Source organism: Bacillus sp. sid0103, assembly GCF_019219025.1.
This window is the reverse complement of record NZ_JAHUWN010000013.1, coordinates 55,902-73,327: the sequence shown is the minus strand read 5'-3', so window position 1 is coordinate 73,327 and position 17,426 is coordinate 55,902. Positions and strand designations below refer to the sequence as shown.

The following is a 17,426-nucleotide window of genomic DNA, read 5'->3' as shown; positions in this document are numbered from 1 at the left end:
TCTCATGATATATACATAAAGACCCCTAAAATTGGAAAACAATATAAAAATTAGGGGGTGGTTCATTTTGAAGAAAAAAATCTTAATGCCGCTTTTTAAGAAACTCAATCCAGAACCACAATTTAGCGAACAGTCCAATACACAGGAAATTGAACTAAAAAAACAAGATTTTAGCAGTAATTATGATCAAAATTTAGCGACATTTAAGTCCATTTTCAGTATACCAAAGAATATCGATATCAAGGTACGTGAGTTTACCATCGGTTCACTTGATCGCCGTGCTTTTATCATTTATATAAGTACGATGGTCGACGTACAGAGCATTCAAGAAGGCATCATGGAAAAATTAATTGGTAACGATCAGCCGTCAGGTAAGATTCAAAATATCACTTCCTACCCAAGTGAAAGAACAGCAACAAATATTGGGGAAATTACGGAATTTATTACAGGTGGAGTCACCGCACTCTTTGTGGATGGCGATACTCAATGCTACTTATTTGAAACGACGAAAATTACAGGCCGTTCCATTGAGAAATCCGATAATGAAGTGATTGTAAAAGGGGCAAAGGAATCATTTAACGAAAAGGTAATCGATAATATTGCCTTACTTCGTAAAAAGATAAGAAATGAAAATCTTATTGTTGAGGCTAAGGTTATTACGAAACGATCCAGAAACGATGTATTTTTGGTTTATGAAAAAGACCTAGTAAATGATGAATTGCTTCAAACGATTAAAGATAAGTTAGCTTCGCTCGAAACGGATAGGATTCTTGATCTAAGTATTTTAGAGCAATACCTAGAAGATCGACCAAGGTCATTATTTCCATCCATATTATATACAGAACGTCCTGACCGGGCGACATCCTTCATTGAAGAAGGTCACATCGTTTTATTAATGACAAATTCTCCAAGTTGTCTGGTACTGCCTGCTACCTTTTGGTCAATGTTTCATTCGCCGGAAGACCATTACCTACGCACACCCTATGGTAATTTCATCAGGTTTTTGCGATTTCAAGCTTTGTTTGTCGCCATGTTTGCTTCGCCCTTATATATTGCGATTACAAATTATCATGTAGGGATGATCCCGCCTGATTTGTTAATGGCCATTGCCGGGACAAGGGAACGTGTCCCTTTTCCATCGACCGTTGAAATCTTAATGATGGAAATCGCCTTTGAACTCATTCGAGAAGCGGGACTACGTGTGCCAACCCCTATTGGTCCAACGATTGGGATTGTCGGTGCACTAATTTTAGGACAGGCTGCTGTTCAAGCGAATATTATTAGTCCGATTGTCATCATTGTTATTGCCTTAAGTGGCTTAAGCTCTTTTATTATCAGTGATGTGAGCATGAATTTTGCGATTCGCATCACACGCTTTTTGTTTATTTTTGCGGCAGCCTTTATGGGTATTTATGGCGCAGTAGCTTTATTTATACCGGGACTCTTTTATTTAGTCTCATTAAAATCATTTGGCATTCCTTACTTTGCACCCATGACACCACATTTCATCTCTTCAAAAGACTTAATTATTCGTCATGTTCCCATGAAAGAAAGGTTCCGCCCAGGGTATTTAAATCCAAAGGATACTGTCAAACGAGGAAAGGGATAAAAAAACATATGAAGCAGCAACCCGGAAAAATTGGTATCCGTGAATATCTGTCCATCGCAATTTTAATGGTTGGTGCCAAAGTAACTGAAGACACACCAACTGCTCTGTTTCAAAAGGTCCAAAACGCAGCATGGATGATCCCGATCATAACGGCCGGAATCTCTTTTATCCCGCTCTTTTTATTAATAAAGACAATGTCGTTGTATCAAAACAAAAATCTATTTTCTGTTATTCAAAAACTACTCGGAAAATATCTAGGATTTTTTGTCTGTCTTCTAATATTTATCATCAATGTATTTTCCATTTCGTTCGATTCAAGAACATATACAACGATCATACGGACGTTTTATTTTAATAGGACACCTATTGTGATCATCTATGCCGTCTTAATGGGCGTTTGTGCATATGGTGCGAAAAAGGGAATTCAGCATATCGGATCGGTTGCCTATCTTGTGATTTACTATGCAGTACTATTCTTGTATTTTGCGTTCGTATTAAGTACTCAAGATAGCAGTATTCAATCCCTTTTCCCCATTTGGGGTCCTGGAAAACTTGAAATATTGAAACAAAGCTCCCTAAATCTATCCCTTTTTTCTGAATTTTTTCTGTTTGCCTTGATTATACCGTCTATCGCCTCATACAAAGATTTTCGAAAAGGTACGTGGATTGCCTTAGTTTACATCAGCATCCAATTAAGTGTGGGTATTATCATTTTCATCTGTCTTTTTGATGTATCCTTAAAAGGAACTGGTTATCCATTCCACACAGCGATTCGTTTTATTTCAATTGGAACTTTTTTTCCGAATATCGAAATCATATTTTTCGTCATTTGGGTAATGGCGGCATTTATTCGTTTTGCAGCATTTTTGTACATAAATGCACTTATGTTCGGTCAACTATTTAAAATTAAAGACTTTGAATTCCTCATTCCAGCACTGGCAACGATTTATTTATTGATTGGATCCATTCCGGAATCACCATATGATCTCAGTCTCCAACTAAAACCGGTTTTAAGAAGTGTTATTGGTCCTACATTTTTGGTCATTTCGATCACTTTATGGCTGGTTGCACTGCTAAAGGGAGAATTTAAACATGAAAAAAACAGAAACAGTATGTAGAATATTTTTGTTTTTCCTCATTGTTTGTTTATTAACGGGCTGTTGGGATCGTCAAGAAATTGAAGACAAAGCCTATGTGATCGGAATAGGATTAGATCGCTCCAAAGCTGAAGGGAAAGTCAAAGTCACCATGTTACTTGCCAATCCGGAAGTCGGCAGTATGCAAGGTGGTGGTGGGTCAACCGAAAAGCCGCGGGAAATTGTCTCGTTTGATGCCAATGATTTCATTGCGGCGAAAGCCACAGGCAATTCCATCATCTCTCGAGATATTAGTTATGAACTATTAAAAATTATTGTTGTTTCCGAGGAATATGCACAAGACAAAGAGTTTATTAGGAAGTTTTACGACGTCTTAAAGGATAAAGACATTCGCTTGGATTGTCATTTAGCCATATCTAAAGAAAAGGCAAGTAAGTATTTTATTAATAATCGGCCGAAAATGGAAACAAGACCACATAAATACTTTCAATTCATGATTGATCACGGAATTGATAATGGGTTCATCCCAGATTCTACCCTCTTTAAATTTTTTAAAACGTTGGAAAGAGGGACAGACTTCTTTTTGGCGATGTACACAACAGCCGAAAAGGAAAAGAATCCTAAAATAAGAAGTGAAGATGAATACATGGCAGGACAATTGAATGCTACAGGCGAACTGGATGCTACACAATTTATTGGGTCAGCGGTCTTCAGGAGTGGCGTGATGATTGATAAGCTTACCGGCCAAGAAACACGTAATATCAATATTCTAGATGATTCAACGAACATCCAAGATATATTGGTTGATATACCTGATCCTTTTTCGGACGACCAGTTGCAGTTTGCAGCAAGAATCATGAAAACAGAAAATAATAAAGTGAAGATGGACTTAAAGGGTCAAAAGCCAAAGATTTTTATAACCATCCCTTTAAAGATAGAAATTATATCAAACCCGTCAATGGTCGACTATACAGTGAAAAAAAATCAACAGATAGTAAAAAAACAAATATCCGCTCATATAAAAACATTGAACGAAAAATTGTTGAAAAAAACTCAAACAAAACTTAAAGGTGTACCATATCCATTATCCATGTATGCCAGAAGATATTTTGGAACGATTCAGGAATATAAAAAATTCAATTGGGGAAAATCATATCAGGAAGCGGACATTCATGTGAAAGTAGATGTTGAAATTGTTGATTATGGTAAAAGAACAAAAAAACCTCCAAAGGTGGGGGCATAGTTGGAAAAATTAATCTACGTTAGTCTGTTTTTAATTATTGTTTATACCATGGGATTCGGCGTTTCCTTGTGGAAGGAAAAACAAAAAATAGGTGCAATGGCCATACTTTTTCTTTCTCTTTGCTTAATCATCCTGCCTTTCTTCTCGATCCTTTAAAACTAATTTCAATCGCTAATAATAAAACAAACACCGAGGGCTGGATAATCAGTCCTTTTTTACAAATAATTAGTTTGTTGTTCGGATAAACTAACGAAATATAATGAATAAGGTGTTTTTAACAATAGAAGTGTAATTTAACTAATAATTGATTTATAATGAAAGTAAATGACCAGAATAATATGGTGACTTAATTTACGCATTATACAAACGGGGTGTAAACTATTGATGATCGCGGATCAAATATTAGTGAAAAAAATGAACCAAAAGGTATTATTGAATGAAATTGTTTCTAATTCTCCGATCTCGAGGGCAAGATTATCGGAAATAACAGGATTAAATAAATCGACTGTATCATCCCAAGTAAATACATTAATAGAAAAGAAGCTGATTTTTGAAATTGGACAAGGGCAATCCAGCGGCGGAAGAAAGCCTGTTATGCTCGTTTTTAACAAAAATGCCGGATATTCAATCAGCATTGATATTGGCGTTGATTCTATTAATGGGATTCTAACAGATTTAAAAGGAAACATTATCGTAGATCAATACCATCGTCTAGAGAAACCTTCTCTTGATAACAACAAAGATATATTATTTTCAATGATTAAGGAACTTAGCACTCAAATTCCGGAATCTCCTTATGGTTTAATTGGTATCGGGGTATGTGTACCAGGTCTCGTCAGTACAGAGCAAAAGGTTATTTTCACTCCGAACATCGATTGGAATTATCAACTAGACTTAAAAGCCGATATCGAAAAGGAATTTCAAGTACCTGTCTTTATAGAAAATGAAGCCAATGCCGGTGCCTATGGAGAAAAAGTCTTTGGGGCAGCTAAAAATTACGAAAACTTAATTTACGTGAGTGTCGGTACGGGAATCGGAATCGGTATTGTCATTAATCATGATATATATCGAGGGGTGAATGGGTTCGCAGGTGAAATGGGTCATCTAACCATCGACTATAATGGACTAAAATGCAGTTGCGGCAACAAAGGGTGCTGGGAATTATACGCTTCTGAAAAAGCATTACTCCATACTCTTCAGCAAAACAACCGGATCACTTCCAGTCAGGAACTAATCCATCTGGCCAACCAAAATGATCCAGATATATTAATGGGATTACAAAATTTCGGTTTCTACCTTGGAATTGGATTGACAAGTATTTTAAATACATTTAACCCAAAAGCAGTTATTATCCGGAATGACATTGTTGAAGCCCTGCCTATGGTTATGAACTCGATTAGAAATTCTATTTCATCAAGAAGTAATGACCAACTTACCAACAGTCAGGAATTATTTCTCTCTTCCTTAGGAAAAAATGCTCCCGCATTAGGGACGTCTTCGATTGTTATTGAACATTTCTTAGAAATGTTTACTGCTTAAATCATGTGTATGCTGAAAGGTGGAGGTATGTTTGAAAAAAACGATTTATATTACAAGAAAACTACCCGATGAAATTGTCGATAAACTCTCAAGTCAATTTCATGTGAAGATGTGGCCGGAAGAAAATGTTCCTGTTCTAAGGGATGTTTTATTGAAAGAAATAGAAGAGGTCGACGGGCTAGTCTGTCTATTAACGGAAAAGATAGACGAAGAGGTGCTAAGTAAAGCGAAACAGTTAAAGGTCATTAGTAACATCGCGGTAGGCTACAATAATATCGATATTCAAGCGACAACGGAGAGGGGAATTGTCGTTACCAATACGCCAGGTGTATTAACCGAAACGACAGCTGATTTAACGTTCGCCCTGTTAATGGCTGCAGCACGAAGAGTCGTCGAGGGATCGGACTACTTACGCAGTGGGGAATGGGGCGCCTGGTCTCTCATGCAGATGACCGGACAAGATATTTATGGGGCCACCCTAGGAATTATTGGGTTAGGCAGAATTGGAGAAGCCCTCGTCAAGCGGGCACAGGGCTTTGATATGAATGTTCTTTATTATAATCGGACACGGAAACAGGAAACGGAGGAAAAGCTCGGGATTCACTACCGAGAAATGAAGGAGTTGCTGCAGCAATCTGATTTTGTCTGCTTGTTGCTCCCTTACAGTGCTGAAGCCCATCACCTAATCGGTAAAGAAGAATTGGCCCTTATGAAAAGAAATGCCATCTTGATAAATACAGCAAGAGGGGGCATTGTCGATGAGGAAGCATTATATCATTCTTTGAAAAATGGGGAGATTTGGGGCGCCGGACTGGATGTGTTTGAACAAGAACCCGTGTCTATTAATCATCCCTTATTAACTCTGCCCAATGTGGTGACACTGCCTCACATTGGAAGTGCAAGTCTGAAAACAAGAATGAAAATGGCTCATTTAGCAGCGGATAATATGCTGAGTGTTTTAACAGGTAGTGAAGCACTTACTCCGGTTACTCTTAATAAATAATTGTAAAATACGACACTTTTCTGAAATATTTGTTAAGAATGATGAACGTTGTAAAGGTTGTCAATACTATTATTCTATATAATTTTTGGTAATAGTTCCGTAATTTAGTAAGAGCTGCGAAAGAGGGTTTTTATTCTTGACGTCTCAGATACTTAGAGTATCAGGACCTAGCTAGATTTAAGACTTTAATAAGAACAAACTGTGCTTAATTATTGTAAAATCCTTCCTCAAATATGACGAAAATTATATGTTACGATGAATTTGTGGAAAAACGGCAAATTGTCAAAACAGGAGGAAGAAAAGATGATGAAGAAAAAAGCAATTCTAACTGTTGCAGCTGCGGCTGCATTAATGATGTCAAATCCAGTCTTAAATAAAGCTCATGCTGCCTCAACAAGTCCGTCGGTGCAGGAAAAGGTTTATGTATATCAAGGGACTAATATGAATGAGATTAATAGTATCATCGAAAACTATCTTGCTAGTTTAGGATTCTCGTTTTCACAAAATACGGTCAAGCAGCCAGCACAGACTCAACCAAATCAAACGGTCTCAACACAGAAACCTGCTCAACCAGCGGCACCACAACCTGTGCAACAATCGGCAGCTGCGCCGCAACCTACTACAACACAATCTACAAGTGCCTTAAGTGCTTATGAGCAAAAAGTAGTGGATCTAACCAATCAAGAAAGGGCCAAGAATGGCTTGCCAGCACTTAAAGTGGATGTAACGCTTAGCAAAATGGCTCATGAAAAATCTCGTGATATGTCTGCTAATGGCTACTTCAGTCATACAAGCCCAACATATGGTTCACCATTTGATATGATGAAAAAATACGGGATTACCTATCGATACGCTGGTGAAAATATTGCGATGGGACAGAGGACTCCTGAGGAAGTAGTCAAGGCTTGGATGAATAGTGAAGGACACCGTAAGAATATCCTTAGCTCGAACTACAACTATATTGGTGTGGGTTATGTGTCACAAGGGAATTACTGGACACAGGAATTTATCGGTAAATAACCAGAACTTGGGGATGATTTGTCCCCAAGCTTTTTTTGTATGTCATAACTTATAAAAAATAATAACGAAACTCGTTATCTATTTTAAATCCTTGTTTTTCCCAAAAGTGCCAAGCCCTTTCATTGGAATGCTCGACTGAAAGTTCGATACCTTTAGATTTTGTTAATAATGTAAATTCCTTTACTTTGGCAAAAAGCTGTTTCCCAATTCCTCTATTACGACAGTCTTCAGCTATATAAAAGTCGTTTAATAACCAAACACGTTGTAAACTTAAGGACGAAAAAATAGGATAAAGCTGCGCAAAGCCAATTACTTCACTTTCTTGCTCCGCAATAAAAATGACAGATTCTAAGTGTTCAAATTTTTCATATAGAAAATTTTCTACTTTCGAAGGGTTCTTTGGATGCTTAAAATACTCACGATAGGAATCAAATATCGGAACTAGCTTAGGCAAATCTTCAATGGTAGCTTGTCTTACAATAAGTTTAGTGCTCATTATCCATCCCTCGATGTTTAAAAATTTGACCAAAGGTGTAGATTTAGTCATTCCATTTCATGTTATTCCGCAATTAACCCTAATTGTCCTTCTTCCTTTTCAAATATATGAGCAAGATTGTTGATTCTTAAATTCGCCCATTAAAACACTAGATTCGCCCATAAAAGCCCAAAATTCGCCCATTGAAATCCAAGATTCGCTCATAAAACTCAATAATTCGTCCATTGAAGAGATAAGTCGTTAAATAAAACAACATTATCCAAATTTTGCAGTGTAATTTTACACGAAATATCATTTTTATGAGCTTCTCCTTTAGTTCTAACAACACTATTTACGAAAACGGGCAATAAAAAAGAGCACACCTCCTTCTTAAAGAGGTGCACTCCAGTTTAGTTTTCTTAGGTATCAAACGAGAAAAATAATTACATATTTAAGGGAGCGACAACTATGCTTTGTGCTCTTCCTAAGGTATCGGCTCCGCCTACGCCTAATACCATGATAGCCACGCGTGCTATCCCCTCTAATATGTACTATATCTCCATATTATTAATAAAATATGAACTAAATATTAATCATTAGTTAATTTTGGTTATAAACTAATCAAACGTTTGATTAAAAAAATAACAACTTACTTTATAGGAATCCAGATTTCAGAGAAGTAATCAGGGCTCCAAGGATCTCCGGCGGAATAGACTTCCAAATCAGGTGTGCCAGCATGCTTGTAACGACTGGAAGGGAACCATTCGCTATATATTTGTTGCCACACTTTTTGTATAGCATCGGGCATGGCGCCGTGAACTTCAAATACGGCCCATTTAGAAGCAGGTATCTCAAGATTCATTAAACCTTCTGGCGTGTCACCAGTATGTTCTGTAGCAATCCAGTAATCCATTAATTGCGACTGAGTGCCTCGTTTTTCAGCACATACACCAAGGACGCCATTAATTTCCCCATTATTCACCTTGAATAATAAATCGTTCGTTCCATCATTATGGACTTCAGCCCACATTTTTGGGATCTCCGTTAAGTTCTCACCATTCTCACATGATAATTCGCGCTTGATTCCAACAACTTGGAAACTTTCTCTTTCGATAATTTTATATTTCATAGGTTCCGCTCCTTTCAATGTTACCTGTATGGCCAGGCGATTATATGATTTCAGTTTAGCGTGTGTTTTGCGTGCTTGACTGGGTGTTAGGTCATGCTGCCTGCGGAATGCTTTTGAAAAAGCCTCGGGAGTGTCATAGCCATACTTCAATGCGATATCAATTATTCGGATGCTTGTATTAGATAGTTCCTGTGCTGCAAGCGTTAACCGCCTGCGACGTAGATATTCTCCAAAAGTTATACCAGTTAATATGGTAAAAATCCGTTGAAAATGAAATTCGGATACATACGCTTGTTTTGCGATATCTTCAATGGATAGTTCATCAAGTAGATGTTCTTCCATATAATCGATTGCCCGTTGTAACGATTCGACCCATTCCATTTTGCTCACCCCTTGATTAAATAATAACAGTAAAACTTCATACATTCCTGTCAATTTCTGCTTTGTAATAGCAGGTTTGTGGCTTTATTCATGTTAAAATCGACCATAATAACAGGTGCTAAGATGGGGGGAGTTCCATTTTGAAAAAACATTTATTGTTGATCTTAATCGTTTGCTTTACATTAGTTGGTTGTAACGGGGGGAATGCAGAGAAAGGAAGGGTTGATATTAAGGGGATCATTAAAGAGGTCGATTATGAGGGGAATAAGATACTAGTAGAGGATAAGCACGAGGGGTTAGTCTGGGTCGCCTTACAAGAAAATGGTGATATCTCTAAATATCTAGAAAGACAAGAGGTTGTTGTTTGGATTAAAGGTGGAATCAGAGAATCCTTTCCAGCTCAAGCCGATGCACTAAATATTGAGTTCACAAATCCAAAAGATTAATAAAAGTTATGTAGTGGGCCGTTATCTTCCAAATACAGTGAAGTTTGCCTATGTTTAGTATGATTTTTCATAAATTAGCAAAGCTAATAGAAAAATCTTTGGGAGGCTTTATATGGGCTTTGTTGTCTTTTTCTTTCTGGCATGGCTGGTTGGGGCTCTTTTGGCCGTTATAAAGAAGAAACTAACATTTGCTGAGAATACCTTGGTGTTTTTAGTTGTTTTAATTGTTAGTATTAACTATTCCTGGATTGTCATTGAAGAACTAAAGCTAATAAAACTTACTAAATCAGGTTTGGAATATACGGGATTCCTGCTCAATCGAAGTGTAATCACACCAATTTTAGTCCTAGTTTTGGTAAATCTGCTTCAATGGAGTAAAACGATGATGATGAAAATAACACTAATTATTTCAGTTGTTATTTTAATGATTGGTGTAAGTAGTCTCTCTAACTTTTTTGGCATAATCGACTATAAACATTGGAATTACTGGTATGATGGAATCTATTTCCTCATTCTAAATGGTATTGCGATTTTTTCTTATAAGTTATTTGCGAGAGTCTCTCGGAATGTGGTGAGTTATTAATGATATTATGGGAAGATTTCGATAAAAATGAGATCTATATCTTAATTATGCTGGTTGTTACCTATACTGCATTTTTTCTATTTCCGAAAAGATTACCTACATCGATTACCATTTTATTTTTAGTTTGGGGATTCGCAAGCTCTACCTTGTTCGATTTCACGATCGGCGGTGGCTTGCTTGATTTTTATAAGGTCAATGATTCTAACAAATATGAGCTGTTTGATTTGCTCAGCTATTTTTTGTTTGCCCCGTTCAGCTATTTTTTCATCTACTTTTATGAAAGATTTAAAATCGGCAGGAAAACATTTATATTTTATGTACTTGGTTGGTGCATTATTGGTCTGCTAATGGAAAAAGTCTCCGGCATTATGGGACTAACACATTATCAGCATGGTTATAGTATTAAGTATTCATTGGTCGTATTTTTAGTGGTTCAGACAAGCACAGCCCTTTACTATGAATTAGTAAAGAAAAAGGAACCGGTATACAAGTAAAGTAGTTACTTTCATATTTGTTGAGAAATACAAATAGCATTTTAAGTAGAGACCAATCGCAGGTGATTTGGTCTTTTATGTATCATTTCTAAGGTCCACTTTAAAAATTAGAAAGTAGGTATTTTTGCTTACCATCTTATTCGGACAGGAGAAGCGAAAAATCGGAAAAAGCTGTCCGAATGCGGGGCTTATTCGGACAGGAGAAGTGGGAAATTGGAAAAAGCTGTCCGAATGCAGGGCTTATTCGGACAGGTGAAGCGGAAAATCGGAAAAAGCTGTCCGAATTCGGGGCTTATTCAGACAGGTGGAGCGGAAAATCGGAAAAAGCTGTCCGAATGCCATGCAGACAATTGTTGTAATTACGGCCGGAAAAATTGTAAAACGGTACCTTTACCTTCGAAAACTTTCACCTCTGCATAAGCCCCATTGATGAAGGTGATTTGTGGTGGGAGATGCCCGCAATCAATATCATAAATAACTGGTATTTCAAGCTCATCTGCAAGGTCTCGATAAACATCTTCCACCGTATAGTTTTCCACGGGCTTATTGGCATCACTCCGCCCAAACAACAGTCCGGAACAGTTTTCAAACCAGCCCGCTAATTTCATTTGGACCAAGGATCTTCTTAAATCCGTGGTATTCATTTCACAATTCTCTAAATACCAAATAACGGGCTCTCCATTGATATGTTTTTTTCTAAAAGTATCTACATCACCAAAGGGTGTCCCAATAAGATGTCTAATAATATCTATACATCCGCCGAGTAAACGTCCTTCGATCCTAGCGGGACCATTTCCTACCGTTTTCCAAGTAGTTTGTTCAGTTAAATGAAAAACGCAGGGCGAAGGATTAGCATGCTGCCATTCCTTTTGAAAGCGGTCCGAGGAATACTGAATAATCGATTCCCCCGTGTTTGTTGCTAAAACAGCCTCCCACTTGGCTGTTGTTTCATCCATAAATTCCCCTCGTAAATCTACTATATTTGTTCCATGTGCCGTTGCGATACCCGTCATTAAGGTAATCGCCAGCAATAGCGCACTGACATCAGAATAGCCTAAAATCCATTTGTTTTTTATAGTTTCAAAGTCAATATGTTCAAGGATCTCGATTAATAACTCGCCGCCCCAAGGTGGAATGATGATGTCGATGTTACTGTCGCGTATCATCTCATTAAATTCAGTCGCACGTTTTAATGCCGGGGCTGATTTAGCCTTGTCCTGAGTCCAAGCCGTCTCACCCAGCACTATCTTGAAACCTCTTTGTTCCAGCCTGCTGCTTGCAAGTTTAAGGACTTCGTGTAAAGGTGATGGCACCCCTGATGAGGGTGCAGTCACTCCAATTGTTGCGCCATTTTTTAAATATGGAAAGGTAATCATGATGAACATCCCCCCTAAATGCTTTAGATAATTTTACCAAAAGGGGTTAAACCTCGCTATCATTTTCGATTGTTCAGCCAACGAAAGCATCTAAAAATAAAATTCACTTTTTTGTCAAATTACTACTAGCCATTTGAAAATGAAAACGCTATAATTAAATTATGAAACAACGTACCACTATGTGGAACAAAACGAATCCAAGTTAATTGTAAATACATATAAGGAGATGGATATTGTGGAAACTAGGTACTCAACACACCCGGATCATGCCAAAACATTTACAACCGAGGAACTTCGCAAACACTATCTTATAGAAGAGTTATTTGTGCCAGGCGAAATTAAGCTTGTTTATACCATGGAAGACCGTGCCATTGTCGGTGGCATTACACCAATGGGAGAGACGATTTCTTTAAAAGGATATGACCAAATCAAAGCCGATTACTTCTTAGAGCGAAGAGAAGTGGGGATTTTCAATGTCGGCGGAAGAGGGAAGATCACCGTTGATGGTGAGACGTACGATATGGACAACAAAGATTGTCTGTATGTTGGATTAGGGAAGAAAGAGTTACTGTTCACTAGTGAATCCCCTGTAAGTCCAGCAAAGTTTTATTTATTCTCTGCCCCTGCTCATAAAGAGTATCCAGTCCAACACGTAGCCTTTAAGGGTATTGAAGGTGACCGCTTAGGATCACTTGAAAATGCAAATGATCGAGTGATTCGCCGCATGATACATAATGAAGGGATTCAAAGCTGCCAGGTTGTTATGGGTTTAACGCAATTAAATACGGGAAGCGTATGGAATTCAATGCCAACGCATACCCATGACCGTAGAATGGAAGTCTATCTATATATTGATTTAGATGAAAATGCACGAATGTTCCATATGATGGGTGAGCCAACGGAAACGCGTCATCTTGTGATGAAGAACGAACAAGCGGTCATTTCACCACCTTGGTCCATTCACTGCGGTAGTGCAACCAGTAACTATACTTTTATCTGGGCCATGGCTGGTGAAAATAAAACCTATAACGATATGGATCAAGTTACCATGGACCAATTGAGATAACTTGTAGACTGCAAGATTAGAAGACATAAAAAAAGAGGTGCTAACAAATGAGTTTGAGAGATTTTTCACTAGATTTTTTTAAGTTAACGGATAAGGTTGCGATTGTGACCGGAGGAAATACGGGGCTTGGCCAGGGATACGCGATTGCATTAGCGAAAGCAGGGGCCGATTTATTTATTGTATCTCACGATTCCAACTGGGATGTAACTAAAGCACTGATCGAAGAGACAGGGCGCAAGGTCCACTTTCATCAGGCTGACTTAACAGCAAGGGAAACTATTAAGCAGATTGTTGATGAGTGTCTGAATGTCTATGGAAAAATAGATATTCTCGTAAATAATGCCGGGACAATCCGCCGGACTCCATTACTAGAATACAAACAAGAGGATTGGGATGCGGTCATGGATATTAACCTGAACGCAGTCTATTTTCTAAGTCAAGAGGTTGCTAGAGTTATGGCTAAGCAGGAAAGCGGAAAAATTATCAATATTGGCTCGATGCTGTCCTTCCAAGGTGGTAAGTTTATTCCGCCATACACTGCAAGTAAGCATGGGGTGGCTGGACTTACAAAAGCATTTGCAAACGAATTAGGTCACTACAATATCCAGATTAATGCTATTGCTCCAGGGTATATTGCTACCGCCAATACAGCACCTATTCGTGAGGATGAAGAACGAAACGCGGAAATTCTGTCACGTATTCCAGCAGGAAGATGGGCGGATCCTTCAGACCTTATGGGGGTAGTTGTCTTCTTATCTAGTAAAGCATCCGATTATATGAATGGACATATTTTAGCAGTTGATGGCGGTTGGTTGGCCCGGTAATCCGGGAAAAGGAAATAGAGATTCAAAAGTCAGAGGCGGTTCAAGGTCAGTATCGCTTAAATCCAGCCGCCTTTGATTGGTCAAAATTTGATTCAGGAACATAACACAGCATGTCTCGACTTTTTACTAAAAAAATTACCCATTATAAACCGAAAGGTAAGGTATGCAATTATGAAAATTATGAAGACGATTGAAAAAATCCCTGGTGGACTTATGCTGGTTCCATTATTTTTAGGTGCAATTATTCATACGCTCGCCCCAAAATCTGGTGAGTATCTTGGTTCATTTACGAATGGGTTAATGACCGGAACTGTACCAATTCTAGCAGTCTGGTTTTTCTGTATGGGTGCAGGAATCAATATTAAAGCAACAGGTACTGTTTTACGGAAATCAGGAACACTTGTGGTAACAAAGATAGCGGTTGCATGGGTAGTTGCCATCGTTGCCGCTATGTTTATCCCAGATGGCGGGATTCAAACAGGCTTTTTTGCAGGGTTCTCTGTTCTCGCTTTAATTGCCTGTATGGATATGACAAACGGCGGTTTATATGCTTCCATTATGCAGCAGTACGGCAGTAAAGAAGAAGCTGGTGCGTTTGTACTTATGTCACTTGAATCAGGTCCACTAGTGACGATGTTAATTCTTGGTTCAACTGGGTTAGCTGCATTCCAACCGCAAGCATTTGTAGGCGCTGTCTTACCTTTCTTAGTAGGGTTTATTCTTGGTAACTTGGATAAAGATTTCCGTGAATTTTTCAGTAAAGCTACACATACCATGATTCCATTCTTTGGTTTTGCTCTAGGTAACTCGATTGATCTGACTGTAATTGCGAAGACAGGTCTGGCAGGAATTTTATTGGGTCTTCTTGTAATCGCTATCACAGGAATTCCATTAATGCTAGCTGATAAATTTATCGGTGGCGGAAACGGTACAGCAGGACTTGCAGCATCAAGTACAGCAGGCGCTGCAGTGGCCAATCCAATGATCATTGCTACGATGAAACCTGAATTTCTTCCGGTTGCACAATCGGCAACTGCTTTGTGTGCAGCATCTGTGATCGTTACGTCGATATTAGTTCCGATTTTAACTGCCTATTGGTCACAATATATGAAAAAGAAAAACAAAGAATCAGTAGTGCCAAGCGGAAATAAAGCCACGGCTTGATAAGTAAATCAAGGGAGACATATACAGCGTATGTCTCTCTTGCAATTAAGGGGAGTATCGTATGAGTAGAATTATAACTGTGGGAGAACCTATGGCACTCTTTGTAGCAAACCAAGAGGGTTCCTTAGAAAATGTTGAGCGATTTGATCGTTTTGTTGCAGGAGCGGAGGTCAATTTTTCCATTGGGATGTCACGCTTAGGGCATGAAGTTACCTATATTACCCAATTGGGGATGGACCCGTTTGGCAAAAATATTGAAAAGTTTTTGAAGCAGAATGCCATTGATACCACGTATGTGACGTATGATGCGAACTATTTAACAGGGATGCAATGGAAGGAAAAGGTCATGAGCGGTGACCCAGAAGTGTTTTCAGCCCGAAAAAATTCAGCTGCTTCACATATGGACTTGGAAACAATCGCTCATTTGAACTGGGACGGATTTGACCATATTCATTTAACGGGTATCCCGCCGGCCTTATCGGCAGGTTGTCGAGAAATGGTTTACGAACTAATGAAGGAGGCTCGGGAGCGAGGCGTGCAAATTTCGTATGATCCTAATTTGCGTCCAGACCTTTGGGCTGACAAACAAGAAATGGCTCAAGTCATTAACCACCTGGCTTGCCGTGCAGACATTGTTCTTCCTGGCATTGAGGAAGGAAAACTCTTAACGGGTAAAGAAGACGTTCATGAAATTGCTGCTTATTATCACGCCGCCGGTGTAAAAACGGTGGTTATTAAGCTCGGGGCAGCAGGGGCGTTCACAAGTTCACAAGGTGAGCAATTCTACACCGAGGGTTTCCCAGTAAAGAAAGTCGTAGATACGGTAGGTGCTGGTGACGGATTTGCCGTTGGAGTGGTCAGCGGGATATTGGAAGGTTTGCCTTTGAAGGAAGCGGTAAATCGCGGAGCTGCTATCGGTGCGCTTGCAGTGATGTCTCCTGGTGATAATGATGGATTACCTAATAGAGCCAACTTGGAAGCTTTTATTGAAGAATCATTGGAAAAGAGTTAATAGAAGAGATGAAAAAAGGTAAAGAAGACCCTCTTTATGTGGCTTTCTTTACCTTTGTATTAAATGGTTTAAGGACCCGTGTATCCAAGGTTCCTTGAAATGGCGATACTATACTGTTTCATTTTATCAATTAAGGAATGGTTGATCAGATCCATTGTAACTCGGTTATTGGGTCCTGAAATACTAAAACTGGCAATAATCTTGCCCTTATGGTCGAAAATTGGTGAGGCGATACATCTTAGCACTTCTTCATTCTCGGCATTGTCTAAGGCATAACCTTGGACTTTCACCTTTTCAATTTCTTTGATGAATTCTTCTTTAGATGTAATCGTTGTAGGTGTTTTTGGAATAAAGGTAATATTTGAAACGATGTCTTCAAATTGGTTTGGGCTCATATCAGAAAGTAATATTTTTCCTACAGCGGTACTGTACATAGGGGCTCTGCTTCCAATGCGCGAATACATCCGAATGGTTTGATTACTTTCAATTTTATCAATATAAATCACTTCGCCGCGGTCTTCAATGCATAAATGAACGGTTTCATTCACTTCTTGTGATAATTTTTCTAAATATGGCTTTGCCATCGTGACAATATTCGAGTGATTTAAAAGGTTTCTAGAAAGAAAGAGGACTTGTAAGCCAAGTTTATATTTGTCGGTTTCTTCATCTTTAACAACATAATTCATATTCGCTAATGTTGCTAACAGTCGATGAAGGGTACCTTTTGTCAGTCCAACCTGCTCCGATAGCCGCGTAATTTGGATGCCATCGGGATATTCAGAAAGCTTATTTAATATGGTTAGAGCTCTTTCAAGGGATTGAACATTTGACATGGATTTCTACCTCTTTTTAATGTTTTTCATTTTACATTTTTGGAACACTGTTCTATTATATGATACGATAAGAGGTATCTTTTGTAAATTTAAATTAAAACGGTAAAAATTTTTTAGAAATAATATTATAAA

At 38.4% G+C, this 17,426-nt stretch carries 19 protein-coding genes; 15 read left to right on the top strand and 4 right to left on the bottom strand.

All coding sequences use genetic code 11. The features are described 5' to 3' along the window. The first annotated feature begins 67 nt into the window (after positions 1–67). The 7 genes from KW850_RS15650 to KW850_RS15620 all read left to right on the top strand — a co-directional run bounded on the left by KW850_RS15650 (position 68) and on the right by KW850_RS15620 (position 7,511). Positions 68–1,609 carry a spore germination protein gene (locus tag KW850_RS15650; RefSeq protein ID WP_256358273.1) on the top strand — a complete coding sequence of 514 codons (1,542 nt, stop codon included), beginning with the start codon at positions 68–70 and terminating at the stop codon, positions 1,607–1,609. An 8-nt stretch (positions 1,610–1,617) separates the two neighbouring features. Further along, positions 1,618–2,727: a GerAB/ArcD/ProY family transporter gene (locus tag KW850_RS15645; protein ID WP_218348517.1), complete on the top strand. Its 1,110-nt coding sequence runs from the start codon at positions 1,618–1,620 to the stop codon at positions 2,725–2,727. Continuing rightward, positions 2,702–3,949, top strand: coding sequence for a Ger(x)C family spore germination protein (locus KW850_RS15640; RefSeq protein WP_218348516.1), 1,248 nt, complete (start codon positions 2,702–2,704; stop codon positions 3,947–3,949). Before KW850_RS15645 ends, KW850_RS15640 begins: the two co-directional genes overlap by 26 nt. Further along, the gene (locus tag KW850_RS15635; RefSeq protein WP_218348515.1) at positions 3,950–4,105 is read left to right on the top strand and encodes a hypothetical protein; all 156 of its coding nucleotides are present in this window, start codon (positions 3,950–3,952) and stop codon (positions 4,103–4,105) included. Positions 4,106–4,330: 225 nt separating this feature from the next. After that, positions 4,331–5,488, top strand: coding sequence for an ROK family transcriptional regulator (locus KW850_RS15630; RefSeq protein ID WP_218348514.1), 1,158 nt, complete (start codon positions 4,331–4,333; stop codon positions 5,486–5,488). Between the two features lie 31 nt (positions 5,489–5,519). Beyond that, complete coding sequence (locus KW850_RS15625) at positions 5,520–6,491, top strand: 2-hydroxyacid dehydrogenase (protein WP_218348513.1); 972 nt, start codon at positions 5,520–5,522, stop codon at positions 6,489–6,491. Positions 6,492–6,797: 306 nt separating this feature from the next. Next, positions 6,798–7,511 (top strand): CAP domain-containing protein, encoded by a 714-nt coding sequence (locus tag KW850_RS15620; protein WP_218348609.1) that lies wholly within the window; start codon positions 6,798–6,800, stop codon positions 7,509–7,511. A gap of 49 nt (positions 7,512–7,560) precedes the next feature. Here KW850_RS15620 and KW850_RS15615 read toward each other — a convergent pair whose 3' ends face one another. Both KW850_RS15615 and KW850_RS15610 read right to left on the bottom strand, forming a co-directional pair. Beyond that, complete coding sequence (locus tag KW850_RS15615; RefSeq protein WP_218348512.1) at positions 7,561–8,007, bottom strand: GNAT family N-acetyltransferase; 447 nt, start codon at positions 8,005–8,007, stop codon at positions 7,561–7,563. A 628-nt stretch (positions 8,008–8,635) separates the two neighbouring features. Continuing rightward, complete coding sequence (locus KW850_RS15610) at positions 8,636–9,496, bottom strand: AraC family transcriptional regulator (RefSeq protein WP_218348511.1); 861 nt, start codon at positions 9,494–9,496, stop codon at positions 8,636–8,638. A 140-nt stretch (positions 9,497–9,636) separates the two neighbouring features. Here KW850_RS15610 and KW850_RS15605 point away from each other — a divergent pair, with 140 nt between their 5' ends. From KW850_RS15605 to KW850_RS15590, 4 genes are all read left to right on the top strand, one after another. After that, on the top strand, positions 9,637–9,942 hold the full coding sequence (locus KW850_RS15605; RefSeq protein WP_218348510.1) for a DUF3221 domain-containing protein: 306 nt from the start codon (positions 9,637–9,639) through the stop codon (positions 9,940–9,942). Between the two features lie 112 nt (positions 9,943–10,054). Continuing rightward, positions 10,055–10,525 (top strand): hypothetical protein, encoded by a 471-nt coding sequence (locus KW850_RS15600; protein WP_218348509.1) that lies wholly within the window; start codon positions 10,055–10,057, stop codon positions 10,523–10,525. Continuing rightward, positions 10,525–11,019: a hypothetical protein gene (locus tag KW850_RS15595; RefSeq protein ID WP_218348508.1), complete on the top strand. Its 495-nt coding sequence runs from the start codon at positions 10,525–10,527 to the stop codon at positions 11,017–11,019. The genes KW850_RS15600 and KW850_RS15595 overlap by 1 nt, the downstream gene beginning before the upstream one ends. 179 nt (positions 11,020–11,198) lie before the next feature. Next, positions 11,199–11,378: a hypothetical protein gene (locus KW850_RS15590; protein WP_218348507.1), complete on the top strand. Its 180-nt coding sequence runs from the start codon at positions 11,199–11,201 to the stop codon at positions 11,376–11,378. On the opposite strand, the gene KW850_RS15585 is transcribed toward KW850_RS15590, so the two are convergent. Further along, positions 11,379–12,395 carry a S66 family peptidase gene (locus KW850_RS15585; protein WP_218348506.1) on the bottom strand — a complete coding sequence of 339 codons (1,017 nt, stop codon included), beginning with the start codon at positions 12,393–12,395 and terminating at the stop codon, positions 11,379–11,381. 235 nt (positions 12,396–12,630) lie between these two features. Between KW850_RS15585 and kduI the strand changes: the two genes are divergently transcribed. The 4 genes from kduI to KW850_RS15565 all read left to right on the top strand — a co-directional run bounded on the left by kduI (position 12,631) and on the right by KW850_RS15565 (position 16,461). Further along, positions 12,631–13,461, top strand: coding sequence for a 5-dehydro-4-deoxy-D-glucuronate isomerase (gene kduI / locus KW850_RS15580; protein WP_218348505.1), 831 nt, complete (start codon positions 12,631–12,633; stop codon positions 13,459–13,461). A 47-nt stretch (positions 13,462–13,508) separates the two neighbouring features. Continuing rightward, complete coding sequence (gene kduD / locus KW850_RS15575; protein WP_218348504.1) at positions 13,509–14,285, top strand: 2-dehydro-3-deoxy-D-gluconate 5-dehydrogenase KduD; 777 nt, start codon at positions 13,509–13,511, stop codon at positions 14,283–14,285. A 171-nt stretch (positions 14,286–14,456) separates the two neighbouring features. Continuing rightward, the gene (gene kdgT, locus KW850_RS15570) at positions 14,457–15,449 is read left to right on the top strand and encodes a 2-keto-3-deoxygluconate transporter (RefSeq protein WP_218348503.1); all 993 of its coding nucleotides are present in this window, start codon (positions 14,457–14,459) and stop codon (positions 15,447–15,449) included. A 61-nt stretch (positions 15,450–15,510) separates the two neighbouring features. Continuing rightward, complete coding sequence (locus KW850_RS15565) at positions 15,511–16,461, top strand: sugar kinase (RefSeq protein ID WP_218348502.1); 951 nt, start codon at positions 15,511–15,513, stop codon at positions 16,459–16,461. Between the two features lie 68 nt (positions 16,462–16,529). On the opposite strand, the gene KW850_RS15560 is transcribed toward KW850_RS15565, so the two are convergent. Beyond that, entirely contained in the window at positions 16,530–17,294 is a 765-nt protein-coding gene (locus KW850_RS15560; RefSeq protein ID WP_218348501.1) for an IclR family transcriptional regulator, read from the bottom strand. Between the last annotated feature and the right edge of the window lie 132 nt (positions 17,295–17,426).